The organism is Kitasatospora sp. NPDC002522, from assembly GCF_053595195.1.
Window position 1 is genome coordinate 54,079 of record NZ_JBSFXE010000032.1, and the last position, 19,234, is coordinate 73,312.

At 73.6% G+C, this 19,234-nt stretch carries 16 protein-coding genes; 8 read left to right on the forward strand and 8 right to left on the reverse strand.

Annotation, left to right across the window (positions count from 1 at the left end; genetic code table 11):
- Positions 1-128 precede the first annotated feature (128 nt).
- Entirely contained in the window at positions 129-809 is a 681-nt protein-coding gene (locus ACWD4U_RS25085; RefSeq protein ID WP_363456914.1) for a DUF5995 family protein, read from the forward strand.
- A 108-nt stretch (positions 810-917) separates the two neighbouring features.
- Here ACWD4U_RS25085 and ACWD4U_RS25090 read toward each other — a convergent pair whose 3' ends face one another.
- The 4 genes from ACWD4U_RS25090 to ACWD4U_RS25105 form a co-directional block, all read right to left on the reverse strand.
- Positions 918-2,357, reverse strand: a complete 1,440-nt coding sequence (locus ACWD4U_RS25090) for a GuaB1 family IMP dehydrogenase-related protein (protein ID WP_363456911.1) — start codon at positions 2,355-2,357, stop codon at positions 918-920.
- 189 nt (positions 2,358-2,546) lie between these two features.
- The gene (locus ACWD4U_RS25095) at positions 2,547-3,176 is read right to left on the reverse strand and encodes a hypothetical protein (RefSeq protein ID WP_363456909.1); all 630 of its coding nucleotides are present in this window, start codon (positions 3,174-3,176) and stop codon (positions 2,547-2,549) included.
- A 162-nt stretch (positions 3,177-3,338) separates the two neighbouring features.
- On the reverse strand, positions 3,339-4,175 hold the full coding sequence (locus ACWD4U_RS25100; protein ID WP_363456906.1) for a lytic transglycosylase domain-containing protein: 837 nt from the start codon (positions 4,173-4,175) through the stop codon (positions 3,339-3,341).
- A 745-nt stretch (positions 4,176-4,920) separates the two neighbouring features.
- Entirely contained in the window at positions 4,921-6,399 is a 1,479-nt protein-coding gene (locus tag ACWD4U_RS25105; protein ID WP_363456903.1) for an MFS transporter, read from the reverse strand.
- A gap of 145 nt (positions 6,400-6,544) precedes the next feature.
- Here ACWD4U_RS25105 and ACWD4U_RS25110 point away from each other — a divergent pair, with 145 nt between their 5' ends.
- The 3 genes from ACWD4U_RS25110 (at position 6,545) to ACWD4U_RS25120 (ending at position 9,577) form a co-directional block, all read left to right on the forward strand.
- Positions 6,545-7,486 carry an AEC family transporter gene (locus ACWD4U_RS25110; RefSeq protein WP_363456900.1) on the forward strand — a complete coding sequence of 314 codons (942 nt, stop codon included), beginning with the start codon at positions 6,545-6,547 and terminating at the stop codon, positions 7,484-7,486.
- Between the two features lie 154 nt (positions 7,487-7,640).
- Positions 7,641-9,092, forward strand: coding sequence for an SDR family NAD(P)-dependent oxidoreductase (locus ACWD4U_RS25115; RefSeq protein ID WP_449787308.1), 1,452 nt, complete (start codon positions 7,641-7,643; stop codon positions 9,090-9,092).
- Positions 9,089-9,577, forward strand: coding sequence for a nucleotide triphosphate diphosphatase NUDT15 (locus tag ACWD4U_RS25120; protein WP_363456894.1), 489 nt, complete (start codon positions 9,089-9,091; stop codon positions 9,575-9,577). The genes ACWD4U_RS25115 and ACWD4U_RS25120 overlap by 4 nt, the downstream gene beginning before the upstream one ends.
- Before the next feature lie 45 nt (positions 9,578-9,622).
- Here ACWD4U_RS25120 and ACWD4U_RS25125 read toward each other — a convergent pair whose 3' ends face one another.
- Positions 9,623-10,363: a DUF6348 family protein gene (locus ACWD4U_RS25125; RefSeq protein ID WP_363456892.1), complete on the reverse strand. Its 741-nt coding sequence runs from the start codon at positions 10,361-10,363 to the stop codon at positions 9,623-9,625.
- A gap of 170 nt (positions 10,364-10,533) precedes the next feature.
- Here ACWD4U_RS25125 and ACWD4U_RS25130 point away from each other — a divergent pair, with 170 nt between their 5' ends.
- Positions 10,534-12,087 carry a WXG100-like domain-containing protein gene (locus ACWD4U_RS25130; protein WP_363456889.1) on the forward strand — a complete coding sequence of 518 codons (1,554 nt, stop codon included), beginning with the start codon at positions 10,534-10,536 and terminating at the stop codon, positions 12,085-12,087.
- Positions 12,088-12,199: 112 nt separating this feature from the next.
- Here ACWD4U_RS25130 and ACWD4U_RS25135 read toward each other — a convergent pair whose 3' ends face one another.
- On the reverse strand, positions 12,200-12,445 hold the full coding sequence (locus ACWD4U_RS25135) for an amphi-Trp domain-containing protein (RefSeq protein ID WP_363456886.1): 246 nt from the start codon (positions 12,443-12,445) through the stop codon (positions 12,200-12,202).
- A 433-nt stretch (positions 12,446-12,878) separates the two neighbouring features.
- Between ACWD4U_RS25135 and ACWD4U_RS25140 the strand changes: the two genes are divergently transcribed.
- From ACWD4U_RS25140 to ACWD4U_RS25150, 3 genes are all read left to right on the forward strand, one after another.
- On the forward strand, positions 12,879-13,979 hold the full coding sequence (locus ACWD4U_RS25140; protein WP_449787307.1) for a hypothetical protein: 1,101 nt from the start codon (positions 12,879-12,881) through the stop codon (positions 13,977-13,979).
- Positions 13,980-14,305: 326 nt separating this feature from the next.
- A complete protein-coding gene (locus tag ACWD4U_RS25145) occupies positions 14,306-15,736 on the forward strand; it encodes an APC family permease (protein WP_363457007.1) in 1,431 nt (476 codons plus the stop codon).
- Between the two features lie 116 nt (positions 15,737-15,852).
- Positions 15,853-17,547 carry a flavin monoamine oxidase family protein gene (locus ACWD4U_RS25150; RefSeq protein WP_363456880.1) on the forward strand — a complete coding sequence of 565 codons (1,695 nt, stop codon included), beginning with the start codon at positions 15,853-15,855 and terminating at the stop codon, positions 17,545-17,547.
- Between the two features lie 47 nt (positions 17,548-17,594).
- Here the strand turns inward: ACWD4U_RS25150 and ACWD4U_RS25155 are convergent, their stop codons facing one another.
- Complete coding sequence (locus ACWD4U_RS25155) at positions 17,595-18,197, reverse strand: hypothetical protein (RefSeq protein WP_363456877.1); 603 nt, start codon at positions 18,195-18,197, stop codon at positions 17,595-17,597.
- 21 nt (positions 18,198-18,218) lie between these two features.
- On the reverse strand, positions 18,219-18,998 hold the full coding sequence (locus ACWD4U_RS25160; RefSeq protein ID WP_363456874.1) for an NPP1 family protein: 780 nt from the start codon (positions 18,996-18,998) through the stop codon (positions 18,219-18,221).
- Between the last annotated feature and the right edge of the window lie 236 nt (positions 18,999-19,234).

The window sequence follows — 19,234 nt, forward strand, 5'->3', positions numbered from 1 at the left end:
ACGGCTGGGCGCTGACGGCCGGTCCGTTGATCCCCGACACCCGTGTCGCCCCTTGGCGACGGCACACCCACCTGCCAGGCTGGATTCGTCAGACCATAGGACCGTCATCCCGCCCTGGAGGACTCCCCATGACCGCACCGGTGCTGACGGTCGATCAGGTGGTCGACCGGATGGCCGCGCTGACCACCGAGTGGCCCGCCGCCGACGGGGTGGCGGTGTTCAACGCGATGTACCTCACCGTCACCCGGCTGGTCCGCGACCACCTCGCCGACGGGTTCTTCGGCGATCCCGCCGCCATGGCGACGCTGGACGCGGTCTTCGCCGCCCGCTACCTGGCCGCCGTCGACGACAGCCGCGCGGGGCGGCAGCCGGCGGCGTGCTGGCGGCCGCTGTTCGAGCTGCGCGGGGCCGCGGGCGTGCAGCCGCTGCAGTTCGCGTTGGCCGGGATGAACGCGCACATCGAGAACGACCTGCCGCTCGCGGTCGTCGACACCTGCCGGATGCTGGGCCGCACCCCCGAGCAGCTCGCCGACGACTACCTGCGCATCAACACGCTGCTCGCCCGGGTCGAGGCCCAGGTGCGGGCCGAACTGCTGCCGGAGCCCGCCGAGTTGCGGTCGGCCGATCCGCTGCTGCACGTGCTGGGCGTGTGGAGCATCGACAAGGCCCGCGACGCCGCCTGGGCCAGCGTGCTCGCACTGTGGGAGCTGCGCCGGATGCCGCCGGCGTTCCAGGCGGTGGCGGCGGCGCTCTCCGGTTCGGTCGGGATGGTCAGCCGGGCGCTGCTCACCCCGCTCAGCCTGAACTGAGCCCCGGCCCCTCCCTCGGAGACGCCGCGTGCCGACTCCTCCCCCGGAGACGCCGCGTCCCGGCCGCTCCGCCGGTGACGGAGGGGCCGGGACGCGGCGGACGGACCGTCAGGCCCAGCTGGAGTGCAGCGGCTTGCCCTCGGCGTAGCCGGCCGCGCTCTGGATGCCGACGATGGCCTTCTCGTGGAACTCCTCCAGGTCGGCGGCGCCGGCGTAGGTGCAGGAGGAGCGGACGCCCGCGACGATCGAGTCGATCAGGTCCTCGACGCCGGGGCGGGCCGGGTCGATGAACATCCGGGAGGTCGAGATGCCCTCCTCGAACAGACCCTTGCGGGCGCGGTCGTAGGCGGACTCCTCGGAGGTCCGGTTGCGCACCGCGCGGGCCGAGGCCATGCCGAAGGACTCCTTGTACTGGCGGCCGTCGGCGGTGGTCTGCAGGTCGCCGGGCGACTCGAGGGTGCCGGCGAACCAGGAGCCGATCATCACGTTGGAGGCACCGGCGGCCAGCGCCATCGCCACGTCGCGCGGGTGGCGCACCCCGCCGTCGGCCCACACGTGCTTGCCGAGCCGGCGGGCCTCGGCGGAGCACTCCAGGACGGCGGAGAACTGCGGGCGGCCGACGCCGGTCATCATCCGGGTGGTGCACATCGCGCCGGGGCCGACACCGACCTTGAGGATGTCCGCACCGGCCTCGACCAGGTCGCGCACGCCGTCCGCGGAGACCACGTTGCCGGCCACGATCGGGACGTGCGGGTCCAGGCCGCGCACCGCGCGCAGCGCGCTGATCATCGACTCCTGGTGGCCGTGCGCGGTGTCCACCACCAGCACGTCGGCGCCGGCCTCGAGCAGCGCCTTGGCGCGGCCGGCCACGTCGCCGTTGATGCCGACGGTGGCGGCGATCCGCAGGCTGCCGTTGGCGTCCACGGCGGGGGTGTAGAGGGTGGCGCGCAGCGCGTTCTTGCGGGTCAGGATGCCGACCAGGGTGCCGTCGGGGGCGACCACGGGGGCGAGCTTGCGGTGGCCCTCGTTGAGGCGGTCGAAGGCGGCGCGCGGCTCGATGCCCGCGTCCAGCAGCAGCAGGTCGCGGGACATCACCTCGGACAGGCTGGTGAACCGGTCCACGCCCTGGCAGTCGCCCTCGGTGACCACGCCGACCGGCTTGCCGCCCTCGACCACCACCAGCGCGCCGTGGGCGCGCTTGGGCAGCAGCGACAGCGCGTCGGCGACGGTGTCGCCGGGGGCCAGGGTGAGGGCGGTGTCGTGCACCAGGTGGCGCTGCTTGACCCAGCCGATCACCTCGGAGACGACCTCGATCGGGATGTCCTGCGGGATCGCCACCAGGCCGCCGCGGCGGGCCACGGTCTCGGCCATCCGGCGCCCGGCGATCGCGGTCATGTTGGCGACCACCAGCGGGATGGTGGTGCCGGTGCCGTCGTTCGACGAGAGGTCGACGCCCTGCCGGGAGCCCACGGCGGAACGGCTGGGGACCATGAAGACGTCGTCGTACGTCAAGTCGTACGCGGGCTTGAGGTCGTTCAGGAAGCGCATGTCGGGGCTCTCTGGCTGGGGAAACGTACACCGGGGGCGCGGTACGGCTGTTGCCGTGCGGCGCACCTCGGGCGCGCCGCACCCAACGTTCAATACTCACTGATACCCGGGGTGGAAGCCAGCTCACGCCTGAATCTTGAAGATCACCACAAGGGCGGAAGCGATGATCCGCAGGCGGCTTGGAGGAAGCTACAAGGATTCGGCGGCGTGCCGGCGGCCCTCGGCCAGGAACGCGGTGGTGGCGGAGAGGTCGCCCAGTTCCGCGAGGGTGCGGGTGGCGCCGAACGGGGCGTTCCAGAACGCGCCCGGGCGCGGGGTGTGCGGGCCGACGTAGGCGTACGGCTCGGGCAGGTGGGCGTCGCCCGGGGAGACGCCGTAGTTCACCGCGTCGACGGTGACACCGAGGTCGAAGTGCTCCGGCCACAGCACCGGGTCGGCGTCGGCGAACAGGGCGCGCAGCGCGGCGTCGCCCTGCGCGAAGCAGTGGGCCACCGCCTCGGCCCCGGCCGCGTCCAGCTCCAGCGGCCGGTCGAGCGGCACCCCCGACCCGTCGCCGTACAGGCCGTCGGGGAGCCCGGGGACGATCCCGGCGGCCGCGCCGAGCTCCGCGCAGCTCGCCCCGGCGAGTGCGAGCGCCCGCCCGGCGACGAGCAGTTCGGTCCCGCGCACCCGCAGCCGGGGCTCGAACCTGGTCGCGAACCCGCCGGGGTAGGCGCGCAGCCGGATCGTCCCGGCGGCCCGGTACTGCGGCCCGGCCAGCAGGTGTTCGGCAACCGCGTGCAGCGCGGTCCGGGAACGGGCGAACGACGACAGCTCCATACGGCCATCGTCGCGCACCCCGGTCCCGCGGGCCCGCACACCGCCCCACCCCGGCGACGCGCCCTCCCGCACGGTCACCTCCCGGCCACCGCGGGCCCCGAACGCACCTCGGCCCCCTGCGAAGCGTCGCAGGGGGCCGAGAGGTGGCGGGGGGTGCGGGGTTTAGTAGCCGCGCCAGTAGGCGCCGTAGCCGCGGGCGGCGGCCATGGCGTCCATGCCGCCGTAGCGCGCGTCGCAGTAGCGCGAGCTGGCGATCAGGTTGTCGACGGGGTTCCGGATGTCGTTGTGACCGGGCAGCGCGTAGGTGCGGAAGGTCGGCTGGATCATCTGGGTCAGGCCGATCGACGGGGTGCCGGCCTTGGCGTTGGAGTCCCAGCCGTTCACGGCGTTCGGGTTGCCGGAGGACTCGGCGATCGCGGCGGCGCGCATCGCCTTCGCCGACGGGACGGGCTTGCCGGCGGCGGCGAGCACGTCGCGGGCCTCGGCGATCCAGCCGTCCAGGTTGTTCGGGTAGGTGCGCTTGGCCGGCGCGGCGGGCTGCGCGGCGGGCTTCGGCTGCTCCGCGGGCTTCGGCTGCTCCGCGGCCTTGGGCTGCTCGGCGGCCTTGGGCTGCTCGGCGGGCTGGGGCTGGGCGGCCTGCGGCTGCGCGGCGGGCTGCTCGGGCTGGGCCGGAGCGGCCGGCTGCACGGCGGGCTGCTCGGCCGGCTGCGCGGGCTGGGCCTGCTCGGCGGCCGGGGTCTGCTGCCCGGTGGGCAACGCGGCGCGGTCGGTGCCGCGGGAGGCGGTCTCGTCGGTGCTCCGGCCGTCGGAGGCGACGGCGGCGGCGTCGGTGCGGTGGGCGGGCGCGGCCATCGCCTGGCTGACCGGCAGCACGGCGCCGACGGCGACCGCTCCGATCAGACCGACGCCGAGGAAGGCGTCGGGCAGGCGACGGTGGCCCAGGTGGTGGCCCATCCGCACCTTGGGCAATCGGCCGAGGTTGTTCTTGATCGCTCGCATGAGGTACCTCCGAGAGTCGGTTCAGGTCATGCCGGTCCCGGTCGGACATACGGGGGCCCCGCGACGGTGCGGGGTTCCACGGCCGGGACGGCCGGCCCGACGGCGCTCTGCTCGTCGGGTGCGCGGCACCGCGCTGGTCTCGCGGTCGGCTGCGCCTCTGCCCGGAGCACTCGGATCGGCCCTGGGCACAACGTCGACTCTGCACGAGCCCGCAGGGCGCGGCAAACACCCCGAAACGGGCCGATTTCCGGCCCTTCGGGCACCCATCTCCGGTGCGGGGAGGGAGGCTTGACCGCCCGTCAGGACGCCCGCACCGGGGGGTCTATGAAGAAGCTCACAGGGGGTGCCCAACATCTCGGCGCCGCAGGGAATTTGGGCTCTCGACCAGGCGCCGCAAGGGTCCCGGCCGCCCCCGCCGGAAGCGGCTGTGACGGCGGCCACGGCAGGCAGGGGTTTCGACCGGTGTGACCCAGCTCGCCCCCGCCCACCCCACCGCACACACGCCGCAGCCACGAGGCCACCGAGCGCGAGCGAAACCGCCGCCGCGAGTCCGCCGAGGCACCGAGGGCGGGCGCTCCGGACCACGCCGCATCAGCCGACGGCTCCCCCGACCACCCGCCCCGAGCCCGCTGCCGGGCGTTCCGGATCTCGCCGCATCAGCCGACGGCTCCCCCCACCCCAGCTCTCCGGCTGACGAGCAGCCGGGCCCCGCCGACGACCGCCCGACATAACCCAGAGGCACGCCCTAGCGCACCGTGGTGCCGCTCGGCCGGTGGGCGGGGGCGACGGGGGCCATCGCGGTCGGCCCGGCCTCGCGGTGGGCGGCGAGGGCGGACAGGAGGAGGGCGAGGGCGGCGACGGCGGCGAGGGCGAGCAGGGAGTCGACGTAGGCGGTGCGGTGGGCGGCGCCGGGGCCGGCCGAGCCGCGCAGGTAGAGGCCGGAGACTGCGGCGATGCCGACGGCGGCGGCGATCCGCTGGGACATCTGCAGCAGGCCGCCCGCGACGCCGGCCGCCTCGGCGGGGGCCTGGCCCAGGGTGAACGCCTGGTTGGGGGCGACGATCAGCCCGGTGGAGACGCCCTGGACGAGCTGGGTGACGGCGAGCACGTACGGGAGCGGCCCGGCGGGCAGCAGGACGGCGGCGAGGGCGGCGCCGAGCAGGGCGCCGGTCAGCAGCGCGAGTCCGGTGGTGACGGCGTGCCGGCCGAGGCGCTGGACCACCCGCCCGGCCTGCGCGGAGGTGGCGGCCATCGCCAGCGCGGCGGGCAGCGCGACCGCGGCGGCGGCCAGCGCGCTCAGGCCCAGTCCCTCGCGCAGGAACATCGTCTGGACCAGCGAGGCCGCCATCGAGGTGGCGAACTGGGCCATCGCGATCACCGTGCCCAGCTGGAAGGGCCGGGAGCGGGTGAGCGCCGGGTGGATCAGCGGATCGCCGCCGCGCCGGGTCTGGTGGCGCTGCCAGGCGGTGAGCAGCAGCACCGCGAGCAGCGCGCCGCCCGCGTACAGCAGGCCGGCGGCGAGTCGCGGCGGGCGGATCGCGGGCAGCATCACCAGCAGGGTGAGTGCCGCGACCAGGGCCAGTCCGGGCAGGTCGGGGCGGCTGCGGCGGGCGGCGGGCCGGGGTGGCGGCAGGTACCGGACGGCGAGCAGCAGGGCGGCCAGTCCGAACGGGGTGGAGAGCAGCACGGTGAGCCGCCAGCCGAGGCCGGGTCCGGCGGCGGCCAGCAGCAGGCCGCCGACCGGCGGGCCGAGTGCGGTGGACAGGCCGCCGGTGAGCACGTACAGGCCCAGCGCGCGGGCCCGGGCGGTGCCGGTGAAGACGTCCTGGAGGGTGCCGATCATCTGCGCGTTGACGCAGCCCGCGCCGACGCCCTGCAGCAGTCGGGCGGCGACCAGCAGGTCGGCGCTGTGCGCGGTGCCGGCCAGCGCGGCGGCCGCGGTGACCAGCGCGAGGCCGCCGACGAACAGCCACTTGCGGCCGTACAGGTCGCCGAGCCGGCCGCCGGGGATCAGGGCGAGTCCGAAGGCGAGCGAGTAGCCGGCGACCAGCCAGCCGAGCTGGGCGGGGTCGGCGTGCAGGGCGGCCCGGATGTCGGGCAGGGCGATGTTGAGCACCGACTGGTCGAGCAGGGTGGTGAAGCCGGCGGCCATACAGACCGCGAGGACGCGCCGCCCGGCGGCATCGAATGCGGTGGTGGACGGCCCCGTCGCCTTGGTTCCCATATCCGGGAGGGTATCCCTGATGCGGGAGGGGCCCGGGAGCGGGGTGGCCACCCCGGTGGCGGGGCGGGCGCGGGCGCCTGGTTGACTGCGCCGGTCAAGATCGCGGGCGGCGGTCAAGGTCGTGGGAAGGGGCGCCGTGTCCGGGGTGGAGCCTCTGCTGGCCGCGTTCACGCCGATCTGGGTGCTGACCGCGGTCGGCTGGCTGGCCGGGCGGACGGGGCTGCTCGGGGCGCAGGCGGAGGCGGTGCTCAGCCGCTTCGTCTTCCACGTGGCGATGCCCGCGGCGCTGTTCACCGTGGTCGCCCGGACCGATCTGGCGAGCTTCGCCAACACCTCGATGCTGGCGTTCGCGGCCGGCACCCTCGTCGCCTCCCTGCTGGGCTGGGCGGCCGCCCGGCGGCTGTTCGGCCGGCGGCCCGCCGAGCAGGCGATCGGCACCATGGCGGCGGGCTACGTGAACTCCGGCAACCTGGGCATCCCCGTCGCCGCGCAGGTGCTCGGCGACGCCTCGTACGTCGCTCCGGTGCTGCTCTTCCAGGTGCTGCTGGTCACCCCGGTGATGCTGGCGCTGCTGGACACCGCCACCGGCGCCGCGCGGGGCCGCGGCGCACGGGTGCGGCGGCTGCTGTGGCTGCCGCTGCGCAACCCGGTGATCCTCGGCGCCGGCCTCGGGGCGCTGTTCTCCGCCTTCTCCTGGCACCTGCCCGCCCCGCTGGCGCACTCCGCCGAACTGCTGGGCGGCGCCGCCGTCCCGGCCGCGCTGGTCACCCTCGGCCTGTCGCTGCACGCCTCCGACGGCGCGGCCGCACAGCGGGTGCCGCGGGCCGAGCTGGCCGTCGCGGTCGCCCTGAAGACGCTGGTCCAGCCGCTCGCCGCGCTCGCCGTCGGCGCGCTGGTGCTGCACCTGCCGCCGGCCCACCTGCTCGCGGTGGTGCTGCTCTCCGCGCTGCCGACCGCGCAGAACGTCTACGTGTACGCCCGCCTGTACCGGGCGGGCGCGGCGCTGGTGCGCTCCGCGGTGCTGGCCTCCACCGTGCTGTCGATGGCCACCCTCTCCGGCATCGCCTGGGCGCTGGGCGGCCGTTGAGCATCGTGCGGCGGGGTGCCCCAGGTCACAGGCTTCGCCCCGGACGGGGCCGCTCACGTAGAGTTCGGCGGTACGCATGGGGCGATAGGAAGCATCGGCAGTGACGAAAGCGCAGACCGGCCCGCACGGCGGCCCGGACACCGGCCAGGACGAGATCGACTACGGCAAGGGCCTCGACCCCGAACGCCTGGAGCTCTGCCTGAGCGTCCTCGCCGAGCTGGACGAGCTGCACGTGGACCACCCGGACGCGATCACCGTCCGGATGGCGGTCGGCGGCCTGTTCCGCACCCTCAAGCAGCGCCGCCGCCAGGAGACCCGGGCCCGCAAGACCGCCAACGACCGGGCGGTGACCTCGCGCACCGCGACCGGCGCGGCCGGCCGGATCGACGACGAGACCGCCGGCGTCTTCGGCCTGAGCACCGAGACCACCACCGAACTGGCCGGCATCCTGGAGCGCGCCCGCTCCTGCTACGTCTGCAAGCAGCGCTACGTCGAGGTGGACGCCTTCTACCACCAGCTCTGCCGGGACTGCGCCGCGGAGAACCGGGCCCGCCGGGTCGCCCGCGCCGACCTGACCGGCAAGCGGGCGCTGCTCACCGGCGGCCGCGCCAAGATCGGCATGTACATCGCGCTCTGCCTGCTGCGCGACGGCGCGCACACCACCATCACGACCCGCTTCCCCAACGACGCGATCCGCCGCTTCAAGGCGATGCCGGACAGCGACGAGTGGATCCACCGCCTCAAGATCATCGGCATCGACCTGCGCGACCCGGCGCAGGTGATGGCGCTGGCCGACGAGGTCGCCGCGGACGGCCCGCTGGACATCCTGATCAACAACGCGGCGCAGACCGTGCGCCGCTCCCCCGAGGCCTACCGCGAGCTGGTGGCCTCGGAGACCGCGCCGCTGCCTGCCGGCGAGCTGCCCTCCTCCACCGTGATCGGGCGCTTCAACTCCGGTTCGGTGGACGTCCCGGCGCTGCCCGGGCAGCAGCGCGGCGCGGAGCAGAAGGTCACCGCCGAGGAGGTCACCTCGCTGGCCCTGGTGGCCGGTTCGGCGACCCCGGAGCGGATCGCCGCGGGCACCGCGATCGACGCGGGCGGCCTGGTGCCGGACCTGGTGGACACCAACAGCTGGGTGCAGAGCGTCTCGGAGGTCAGCCCGATCGAGCTGCTGGAGGTGCAACTGTGCAACTCCACCGCCCCGTTCATCCTGATCAGCCAGCTGCGTCCGGCGATGGCGGCGTCCCCGGCCCGGCGCAAGTACGTGGTCAACGTCTCCGCGATGGAGGGCGTGTTCCAGCGCGGCTACAAGGGCGCCGGGCACCCGCACACCAACATGGCCAAGGCCGCGCTGAACATGCTGACCCGCACCAGCGCGCAGGAGATGTTCGAGACCGACGGCATCCTGATGACCGCGGTGGACACCGGCTGGATCACCGACGAGCGCCCGCACCCGGAGAAGATGCGCCTGCACGAGGAGGGCTTCCACGCCCCGCTCGACCTGGTGGACGGCGCCGCCCGGGTGTACGACCCGATCGTCCGCGGCGAGGCCGGCGAGGACCTGTACGGCGTCTTCCTCAAGGACTACCGGAAGGGCAACTGGTGACGGACCCTCGACTCCCCGGCCCGGCCCACGCCCTGCCGCCGCTGATCGGCGCGGGCGTGATCGTGCCGACCGGCGACGGCCGGGTGCTGATCGGCCGGCGCACCACCGCCGGGGAGCCGCCGACCTGGTCGCTGCCCGGCGGCAAGGTCGACCAGCCCGGGGAGTCCTTCGAGCAGGCCGCCGCCCGGGAGTTGGCGGAGGAGACCGGCATCGTGCTGCCCGCCGGGCGGATGCGGGTGCTGGCGGTGCTGCTCGACCACCAGCTCGGCCGGACCCGGCTGACCGCGGCGGTGCTCGCGCCGCCGAGCACCGCCGAGGCGTTCGTCACCGAGCCGCACGCCTGCGCCGGTTGGGAGCGCGTCGCCCTCGACGCGCTCCCCGAGCCGATGTTCTACCCGTCGGCGCAGGTCCTGGCGGCCTGGCTGCCGGACTATCCGGCGCCTGCCGGCACCTGGCGCTACCCGACGGCCCCGCAGGCGCTCTGACGGCCCGTCAGGCCCCGCACGGGCCCCGCGGCAGCCCCGCGCCGCTCAGGCCCGCTTGACCAGCAGCACGAAGGTCCGCGCGTACGCCTCGCCGTCGGCCGGCCGCGGCCAGTCGAGCGCGGCCAGCGCCTTCGAGGCGGCCTCGTGGACCCGGCCGTCGACCAGCACCTCGGCGGTCTCCTCGCCCGGCCGGCCGCCGAAGAACACGGTCACGCCGACGAGTTGGTCCCGGCCGAGCGGTCCGGCCAGCGCCGGGGCGAGGGCGGGCAGCACCGGGTGGCGCACCAGCCAGTCCTGCACCGCGTGGTGCCGCTCGCCGGTGCCCCAGCCGACCATGCCGCCGTGGATGGCGTGCCAGCCGGGCAGCCCGTCCTGGTCGAGCGGGTCCAGGTGGCCGGCGAACCGCCCGTTGTGGGCGACGAGTTCGAGCATCGTGACGCCGGAGGTGGCGGCCCACACCTCGACCGCGCGGCGCACCGCCTCCTCGCTGCCCGCGCCGATCCCGGCCACCCGGTCCGGCACCGCGGTCCCCGGGCGGTCGGTGTCGGCCAGGAACACCAGCTCGACCTGGTCCGGGTGGTCGTCCGCCGACCCGCCGAGCCGCACCGCGAGCCGCCCGGGCCCGCGCACCTGCTCGCCGTCCACCCGCCACTCCTGGCCGTGAAGCGCCGTCAGCTCCTCGGCGACCGCGCCCAACACCGTCTGCACGGACGGCCGTTCGGCGGTCCCGCCGGGCGTACCCGGGCCGGAGTCGGACCGGCCGCGCTTCCATGATCCCCATCGCATGGCGCACACCGTACTGTCGTACCGGTTTGCCTACAATGGCCCTTCGATGACCGAAGCCAGGTGGTCCGAAGCGGACGCGGTGTGTATCGTCGCAGTGCGCGATCAGGGACTTACCGCGGGCAGCAGCTGGGGGCGGCATGGCTGTGGAACTACCATCGGGGCTTTCGCACGTGCTGGGTCTGCTCGGCGTGCGCTTCCCCGGGGCCAATGAGGACGAACTGAACCACCTGGCCGACCAGTTGGAGAAACTGGCGGCCGCGCTCGACTCTGCCCAGATGACGGCGGACAAAGCGCTCACCACGCTCCACCAGGTCTATCAGGGCGACTCCGCGGACAAGCTGTCCGAGCTCTGGAGCACGATCACCAAGTACTCCTCGGTGATCGTCGAGGCCTGCCAGACGGTCGCGAAGGTGCTGCGCGCCGCGGCGCTGGTGGTCGAGATCGCCAAGACCCAGTCGATCACTCAGCTGTTCTCCATCCAGGCCCAGTTGGCCGCCGCGTCGTCCACCGGCCCGTGGAGCGCCGCGGCCGTGCTGCGGATCGGCCGGGAGATCATGAACCGCCTGCTGGAGGAGGCGGTCAGCCGCCTCGGCCAGACCCTCATGCGGCCGATCGACAACCTGATCGACACCGCGGCACAGAAGATCGCGCCGACCCCGGCGAACAACTCCACCGGCCACGGCTTCAACATCGACCTGGCCCAACTCGCCACCTGCGCCGCCGACATCCGGCGCAACGCGGACGACATCGAGTCGCACGGCAACGCGTTCCGGAACACCGTGCACGGCCTGAAGCTCGGCGACTCCGGCGACCCGTTCGGCAAGCTGGTGATCGCCGCCTGCGAGAAGATCCTGGAGACCATCGGCCAGGAGGTGCTGAACCGCATCCTCGCCTCGTTCCGCGACACCGCGGGCAAGATGGACAAGATGCTGAAGAACCTCAACGAGAACGAGGACAGCACCCAGCTCAGCCTGAACAGCCTCGGCTCCACCATGGCCAACCCGTTCAGCCCGAACGCGCTGACCGCTCCGGGCGGCGCCCACGGCGGCACCGGCGGCGGCTCGCACGACGCCGGGCTGGCCTCCTTCGCCGCGCTGATGCCGAAGCTGGGCCCGGTCGGCGGGCAGCTCACCGGCTCGCACGGCGGGCAGGGCACCGACACCCTCGGTCTGAAGGACCCCAAGCTGTCCGGTGCGGGCGGCTCCGGCGGCGGTCACACCGGCGGTTCCGGCGGCGGCGGGGTCTCCGCTCCCGGCGGCGGGGAGCACGTCAACACCGCGCTCGGCCCCCGGCTCAGCATGCCCACCGCGCTGGGCAGTTCACGCGGCGGCGGCTCCACCGGCCGCCCGCACACCGACCTGGAGACCGAGGCCCACACCAGCGGCTCCCCGTCCGGCTCCGGCGGGAGCGGCAGCGGCGGCCCCGGCGGCCGGCAGGCCCAGGCCGGCGGCATGGTCGGCCCGATGCCGATGGGCGGCGCGATGGGCGGCATGCACGGCGGCGGAGGCGGAGGCGGCGGCCACGCCGGCAGCGGCGCCGTCCGCAACGCGGCGGCCGCCCAGCGCAACAACCGCGGCCCCGGCCAGCACCACGGCGAGGACGAGGACGACTTCGACGACGAGGGCCAGTCGATGGACCCGCTGTACGCGGCCCTCCAGCTCGGCCGCGTCCTCCCGGTCCGCCGCAACGACGACGAGGACGACGACCGCCGCGATCGGCGCTGAGCCGCACACGCGGCGGCCCCGGAGCACCGCGTTCGGTGCTCCGGGGCTTCCCGGGCCGCGCAGGTCCGCGACGGGCCACGCCGGTCCGCGTCCGGGCGGATGCCTCGAGGGGTCAGTCCTCGGCGTCCGCGGCTGTGGTCCGCCACGACATCTCGACCTCCAGCTCGATCTCGTCGCCCTCCAGCTCGACCTCGATCTCGACGCGGAGTTCGTCGGGGATGCGGACGGTCAGCTTTCCGGGCCCGAGCTCCAGCTCGGCCTGGCCGCCGCGTCTGATCGCGGCGGCCAGCGCCTCCAGCTGGTCGGCGGCCTGCGGGCGGGACAGTGTGCGCTTCTGCGTGAACTCGAGGTCTTTCACGGGGGAGCCTCTCCGGCCGGTGGGGAACAGGTGCCACCAGTCTTCGGCCGCGTCCCCCAGCCCTCAACCGGAGGCGCCCCGCGGCGCGGAATACAGTTCACGAACTCGCCTCAACTGTTGATGCCGAATCGCGCTACGCGCATCGATCATGCGGCCGCCTGGGCGTTTTTGACGTTCGCGGCATTCACCGGCGATTCCTTTGCCGTCCGACTCGTTGACGCTGTTTCGCCGGATCTGATGTGCTGCCGACTCGACGGCAGGCCGCACGAACCGCGGGCCTGACGGCCCCTCACATGTCGGTCGCTCCGCCAGCAGCGGGTCTTCGGCATGCCGTCCGCCGGTGGCCGCTCCACTCGGCCACTCGGTCCCATTCGCCCCCACACGCCGGCACCGGACCCACAGGTCCGCGGCCGGCATGAGAGGAACCCTCACGATGGGCATGTCCCCCACCCGCCGGACGAGTGTCAAGGTCATGACCGGCCTCACCTCGCTGGTGATCGCGGCCGCGGGCTTCGCCGCCGCCCCCGCCTCGGCGAACCAGCCGGTCGACGAGTTCGCCGGCCCCAGCCACCCGTACCGCCACGGCGCGGTCCCGGCGAAGGGCGCGGGCACCGCCGCGGCCGGCAAGCGGACCGCGAACCTGAAGTTCGGCGGCGGCGTCGACGGCATCGGTGTGACCACCGGCGCGCCGAAGGTCTACCTGGTCTTCTGGGGCTCCCAGTGGGGCGGCCAGGGCACCGACGCGAACGGCTACACCACGCTCTCCGGCGACCCGGCCGGCATCGCGGTGCGGGCCCAGCAGCTGTTCAAGGGCCTGGGCACCAACGGCGAGACCTGGTCCGGCGTCATGACGCAGTACTGCGACGGCGCGGCCAAGGGCGCGACCACCTGCGCGGCGTCCGCGGACCACGTGGGCTACCCGACCGGCGGCGCGCTGGCCGGTGTCTGGGTGGACGAGTCGGTGGCCGCCCCCGGCCAGGCCACCGGCAACCAGCTGGCCACCGAGGCGGTCAAGGCGGCCGGCCACTTCGGCAACACCACCGCCGCCTCCAACCGCGACGCGCAGTACGTCGTGCTCTCCCCGACCGGCACCCACCCGGACGGGTTCAACACCTCCGGCGGCCAGTTCTGCGCCTGGCACGACTGGAACGGCGACACCACGCTGTCGGGCGGCGCGGCCCCGTCCGCGTACGGCGACATCGCCTTCACCAACGACCCCTACGTCACCGACATGGGCGCCTCCTGCGGCCAGAACTACGTCAACGCGGGCAGCGCCGGCACGCTGGACGGCGTGACGATCGTCTACGGCCACGAGTACTCGGAGACCATCACCGACCAGAACCCGGCCGGCGGCTGGACCGACTCGACCGGGTACGAGAACGCCGACAAGTGCGCCTGGAAGGGCACCGGCGGCGTCGGCGGCGCGCAGAACGTGGCCCTGGCGACCGGCTCCTTCGCGATGCAGGGAACCTGGTCGAACGACTACAACGGCGGCGCGGGCGGCTGCCAGATCTCGCACCCGATCGTCCCCTGATCGGGTGAGGACCCGGCGATGAGCGGACGCGTCGGGGTGGGCCGGTCGGCCCGCCCCGACGCGTCCTCGCATGACAGGTCGTCAATTCGGTAACCAGCCCCGCTACATGCTGCACATCCCCCCGGACAGGTGACGCACCGCACACTGGGCCAACTCCGCGGCGGCCGCGGGCCGGCGGCCGCCGAAGCCGCCCGCCGCGCCGTCTCGCGCCCTCCGTCCCAAGGGAGTTGCCCGTGTCAGCCGTCAACGAGTCCGCTGCCGTCCAGGACCCGCCGACCGTCCAACGCCTCAAGGCCGACTCCGTCGGACTGACCGGCGTGATCTTCATGGCCCTGGCGACGGCCGCGCCGATCACCGCGATGACCGGCAACCTCCCGGTGATCGTGGGCGGCGGCAACGGCGTCCACGCGCCGGCCGGCTTCCTCTTCGTCACCCTGGTGCTGACCGTCTTCACCGTCGGGTACGTGGCGATGGCCCGGCACCTCACCACCGCCGGGGCGTTCTACGGATACGTCTCCTACGGCCTGGGCCGGGTGGCCGGCCTGGCCTCGGGCCTGCTGGCGGTGCTCGCGTACGTGGTCTTCGAGGCCTCGATCGTGGGAATCTTCGCGTACTTCGCCCGCCAGGCCGTCGAGTCGCAGTTCGGCGTGAGCCTGCCCTGGCAGGTGTTCGCGTTGGCGATGCTGGCGGTCACCGCGATCCTGTCGTACTTCGACCTGGAGGTGGCGTCGAAGATCCTCGCGGTCTTCCTGGTCGGCGAGGTGCTGATGCTGACCGTGCTAGCCGGCGCGGTGCTGGCGCACGGCGGCGGCCCTGACGGGCTGCAGGTGTCCTCGCTCAACCCGACCGGCGCGTTCGCCGGGATCAACGCGGGCGTCGGCCTGTTCTTCTGCTTCTGGTCGTGGATCGGCTTCGAGTCGACCGCGATGTACGGCGAGGAGTCCCGCAACCCGAAGCGGATCATCCCGCGCGCCACGCTGCTCGCGGTCGTCCTGCTCGGCGTGCTCTACACCTTCGTCTCCTGGATGGTGCTGAGCGGGAACGGTCCCGCCAAGTCCCTGGACATCGCGGGCGGTTCGAACCCGCTCGACCTCTTCCTCGGCCCCGCCCAGCAGTACCTGGGCTCCTGGGCCGTCACCGCCTTCCAGTGGCTGATGGTGACCAGCGCCTTCGCCTGCGGCATGGCCTTCCACCAGTGCGCCGCCCGCTACCTGTACGCGATCGGCCGCGAGGGCTTCCTCGTTCCCGCGCTCGGCCGCACCCACCCCCGGCACGGCTCGCCGTACGTCGCGTCCTTCACCCAGACCGGCATCGCGCTGGCCATCGTGGTGGCGTTCTGGGCGACCGGCCAGGACCCGTACGTGAGCCTCTACACCCTCACCGCGATCCTCGGCACGCTCGCCCTGCTGGTGGTGCAGACGCTCTGCTCCTTCGCGGTGATCGCCTACTTCCGCAAGAACCACCCCGAGTCCCGGCACTGGTTCCGCACCTTCACCGCACCGCTGCTCGGCGGCCTGGGGATGCTCGCCGCGATCGTGCTGCTGGTGACGAACCTGGACACCGCCGCCGGCGCGGCCTCGAAGATCCTCTTCTTCCGGTTCATCCCGTGGATCGTCGCGGCGGTCTTCCTCGGCGGCATCGCCCTCGCGCTCTGGATGAAGGCCAGGCACCCGGCGAAGTACGAGGTGATGGGCCGTCTGGTGGTCGAGAACGCGCAGGAGCGCGAGAGCGAAGCCCCCGCGCCCGCCGTGCTCTGAGCCTCCCCCGCCCCGCCGTGCTCAGAGCCCTCCCCCCCACTGCGCTCCGAGCCGGCCCCGCCCGCACCGCCCCGCTCACCGCTCGACCCCCACCGAGAACGGAAAGGCAGCCCCCCATGGCACGCACCCACCAAGCCCGGCTGATCCGCAACCTGCTCGCCGACCAGGCCGTCGCCGACCGCCTCGCCATGCCCGTCGGCGAGTACCGCGGCCTGCGCGACGAGGCCCGCACCGAGCCGGACGGCGTCTCCCGCCGTACTCTGCTGGGCCGGGCCGCCGCCCTCGGCGTCGGCCTGACCGGCGCCTCGGCACTGGCCGGCGGCAGCCGGGCGCACGCCGCCCCCACCCCCGTCCCGAAGATCGACGGCGCTCCCCGGATCGCCGTCGTCGGCGCCGGCATCTCCGGTCTGAACGCGGCCCTCACCCTCGCCGACAAGGGCGTCGCGGCCACCGTCTACGAAGCGAACCCGACCCGGATCGGCGGCCGGATGTACTCCGGCGGCAGCCCGTCCAGTCCCGGCCTGTGGAACCAGGGCCAGGTCTCGGAGTGGGGCGGCGAACTCGTCGACACCGGCCACCACGCCATCAAGGACCTCTGCCAGCGTTTCGGCCTCGGCCTGACCGACGTCGGAGCCGGCCTGCCGCCCGGCGCCGAGGGCGTCTTCCACTTCAACGGCCACTACTACCCCAAGGACCAGGTCGACACCGACTTCAAGCAGATCTGGCAGGCCGTCAAGAAGGACATCCAGGACGGCGGTTCCGCGCCCACCTGGAACAGCCACAACGCCGCCTCGGTCGCGCTCGACGCGATGTCGATCCGCGACTGGATCAACTCCCGGGTACCGGGCGGGTTCGGCAGCGACCTCGGTGCGCTGCTCGACTGCGCCTACGCCGTCGAGTACGGCGCCGACACCACCGCGCAGTCCTCCTACGCGATGCTGGTGATGATCTCCTGGCAGTCCAGCCCCGGGAACCTCTCCATCTGGGGCGGCTCCGACGAGCGCTGGCACATCACCGGCGGCAACGACCAGCTGCCCCGGGCCGTCGCCGCCGCCCTGCCGGCCGGCACCGTGCAGCTGGGCCACACCCTGCAGGCCGTGGTGAGGAACGCCGACGGCAGCCAGACCCTCACCTTCGCCCTGGACGGCGGCGGCACGAAGACGGTGGTCGCCGACCACACCGTCCTGGCCGTCCCGCTGCCGATCCTGCAGACCCGCGTCGACCTGTCCAGGGCCGGACTCGACACCAGGATGCAGGGCGTCCTGGCCAACATGCGGATGGGCGCCTGCACCAAGCTCAACATGCAGTTCACCCGCCGCGACTCCTGGTCCGGCACCGGCGCCTGGCCCGGCGTCTCCAACGGCGAGTGCTTCGCCGACCTGCCCTACCAACAGGCCTGGGACGTCACCCGCGGCCAGGCCGGCACCAGCGGCATCCTGGTCCAGTACGGGGGCGGCAGCCTCGCCCGCGGCCTCACGCCGCCGTCCGCGTTCACCACCGCCGCCACCCCGTACACGCGCAACCTGGCCGACGACTACCTCAGCCAGATCGACGCCGTCTGGCCGGGCACCAAGGCCGCCTGGAACGGCCGGGCCACCCTGTCCGCCTGGCACCTCAACCCGTACTCCTACGGCGCCTACTCCTACTGGCCGGTGGGCTACCTGACCACCTACGCCGGCTACGAGGCCACCGCGCAGGGCAACCTGCACTTCGCGGGCGAGCACACCTCGTACGACTTCCAGGGCTACATGAACGGCGGAGCCGTCGAGGGCGCCCGGGCGGCGAACGAGGTCCTCGCCGCCCTTTCCTGACAGGGCTGCTGACGGGACGTCATCCGCCCGCCCTTCCGGGCGAGGCGTCAGTCCGACCGCATCCGCAGGACGGTGATCCGGTCGGGGGAACCGAGAGCCCCCGACCGGATCCGGTACCCGGCGTCCCGTGCGCCGACGGCGCTCAGGTACTCGGGCTGCCCCGGCGGGGCGAGGTCGTCCCGGTAGCCGTCGCACCAGCCGTCGCCGTCGTCCGCGAACAGGCACCGGTACGCGTAGCGCCGGCCGTCGTGGTACCACTCGTGCCGGACCACGGGCAGCCGGAGGATGCGCTCGAACCAGTCCGCCGAGAGCGCGGCCAGCTCCTGCGGGCTGCCGGCGGCGTTCAGCGCCAGCCAGGTCGGCGGCTGCGCGAGCCAGTAGAAGTCCCGGTGGACCAGCCGGTCCCCGCGGACCGTGGCACCGGTCAGGTGCAGGCCGGCGCGCAGCGGCCAGCCGAGCGAGCGGTCGCCGACGCCCACGCACACCACCAACGAGGAGTCGTCCTCGGGCCGCCCCACCCAACTGACGGCCGGAGCGACCGCCCACCCTCCGGCCCGCTCGCGCAGCGCCGCCACGAAGTCCCGCTCGGTCCCGTCCAGTTCGGACTCGGTCTCGGGGTCGTCGCTCGGGAACCACAGATCTGCGGCCATGCGGTCACTGTAGAGGCCGGGTCAGGCGTTGGGGTCGAACGGGATGCCCGCGGGCTCGGTGTGGGCGAGCGCGTACTGGAAGTCGCCGTCGTCGATCTTGATGGTGGCCGCGCCGAAGTCCGCGCTCATCAGGCGGTCCCGGTAGCCCGCGGGGTAGCCGTCCCAGCCGACCAGGCGCGGGTAGAACCAGTTGCCGGTGGCGTTCTCGGCCGGTTCGTCGTTGGCGTTGGCGAACCGGAAGCAGTGCGTCGACGCCCCGTCCTTGTGGTAGACGACCTTCGGGTGGGTGCCGTCGAACCGGATCGCCGAACGGCCCGCCAACTGGTAGCCGCTGTGCTGGGACACCGCCACGTACTGGACCTGGTTGTCGGCGATCCACACCACCACGTGCTCCCAGTCGTGGGTGTGCCCGATCGCGAGCGGACCGAGCGTGGCCTGGTCCTTCTCGAAATAGCTGGCGTACATGACGGCGCACCAGCCGTTGTTGCACTTCGACCGCGAGTAGGTGTTGGCGTTGGCCAGCTGGGCGTAGTCGTGGCAGTGCCCGTTGACGTCGCCGCCCAGCTTCAGGCCCGGGTTGAGCGTGCCGTCCGCACCGATCGCCGCCGTGGCGTAGCACCCGTCCCGGTCGTAGTCGTAGGCCGGCGAGAAGCTCTGGTCGAGGCCCGGCGCGTTCTGCGGCAACAACGTCAACACACTCGCCTGCGCACTCGCCGGCACGGCCACCACCAGGGCCGCCGCCAGGGCCGCCGCCCCGGCCAGGCCGAGCAGCGCCCGGCCGAGGGAGGTCTTCCTACGCATCGGGGATCCTTCTCGGTCGTCGAGCCGCCAGTCCTCCGGTCGTCGGTGAACCTAAAGGTCTCGACCACTTCCGTCAAGAAGTGAAGTAAGCCCCCCAGAATGGCCGATGACCCATCCCCGCAGGCCCCGCCAGGACGGTCACCACCGCGTGCCGAAGCGTTCCGCTCCTGTTCGCCCCACCGCCACGCGACACTCGACGGCACCGCGGTGTTGACGGTCCGTCCGTCCTGGTTCCA

Bases quoted from the DNA above. Each gene is read 5' to 3' on its own strand.
- ACWD4U_RS25085 (WP_363456914.1), top strand. From the start codon at position 129: ATGACCGCACCGGTGCTGACGGTCGATCAGGTGGTCGACCGGATGGCC.
- ACWD4U_RS25090 (WP_363456911.1), bottom strand. From the start codon at position 2,357: ATGCGCTTCCTGAACGACCTCAAGCCCGCGTACGACTTGACGTACGAC.
- ACWD4U_RS25095 (WP_363456909.1), bottom strand. From the start codon at position 3,176: ATGGAGCTGTCGTCGTTCGCCCGTTCCCGGACCGCGCTGCACGCGGTT.
- ACWD4U_RS25100 (WP_363456906.1), bottom strand. From the start codon at position 4,175: ATGCGAGCGATCAAGAACAACCTCGGCCGATTGCCCAAGGTGCGGATG.
- ACWD4U_RS25105 (WP_363456903.1), bottom strand. From the start codon at position 6,399: ATGGGAACCAAGGCGACGGGGCCGTCCACCACCGCATTCGATGCCGCC.
- ACWD4U_RS25125 (WP_363456892.1), bottom strand. From the start codon at position 10,363: ATGCGATGGGGATCATGGAAGCGCGGCCGGTCCGACTCCGGCCCGGGT.
- ACWD4U_RS25140 (WP_449787307.1), top strand. From the start codon at position 12,879: ATGGGCATGTCCCCCACCCGCCGGACGAGTGTCAAGGTCATGACCGGC.
- ACWD4U_RS25145 (WP_363457007.1), top strand. From the start codon at position 14,306: ATGGCCCTGGCGACGGCCGCGCCGATCACCGCGATGACCGGCAACCTC.
- ACWD4U_RS25150 (WP_363456880.1), top strand. From the start codon at position 15,853: ATGGCACGCACCCACCAAGCCCGGCTGATCCGCAACCTGCTCGCCGAC.
- ACWD4U_RS25155 (WP_363456877.1), bottom strand. From the start codon at position 18,197: ATGGCCGCAGATCTGTGGTTCCCGAGCGACGACCCCGAGACCGAGTCC.
- ACWD4U_RS25160 (WP_363456874.1), bottom strand. From the start codon at position 18,998: ATGCGTAGGAAGACCTCCCTCGGCCGGGCGCTGCTCGGCCTGGCCGGG.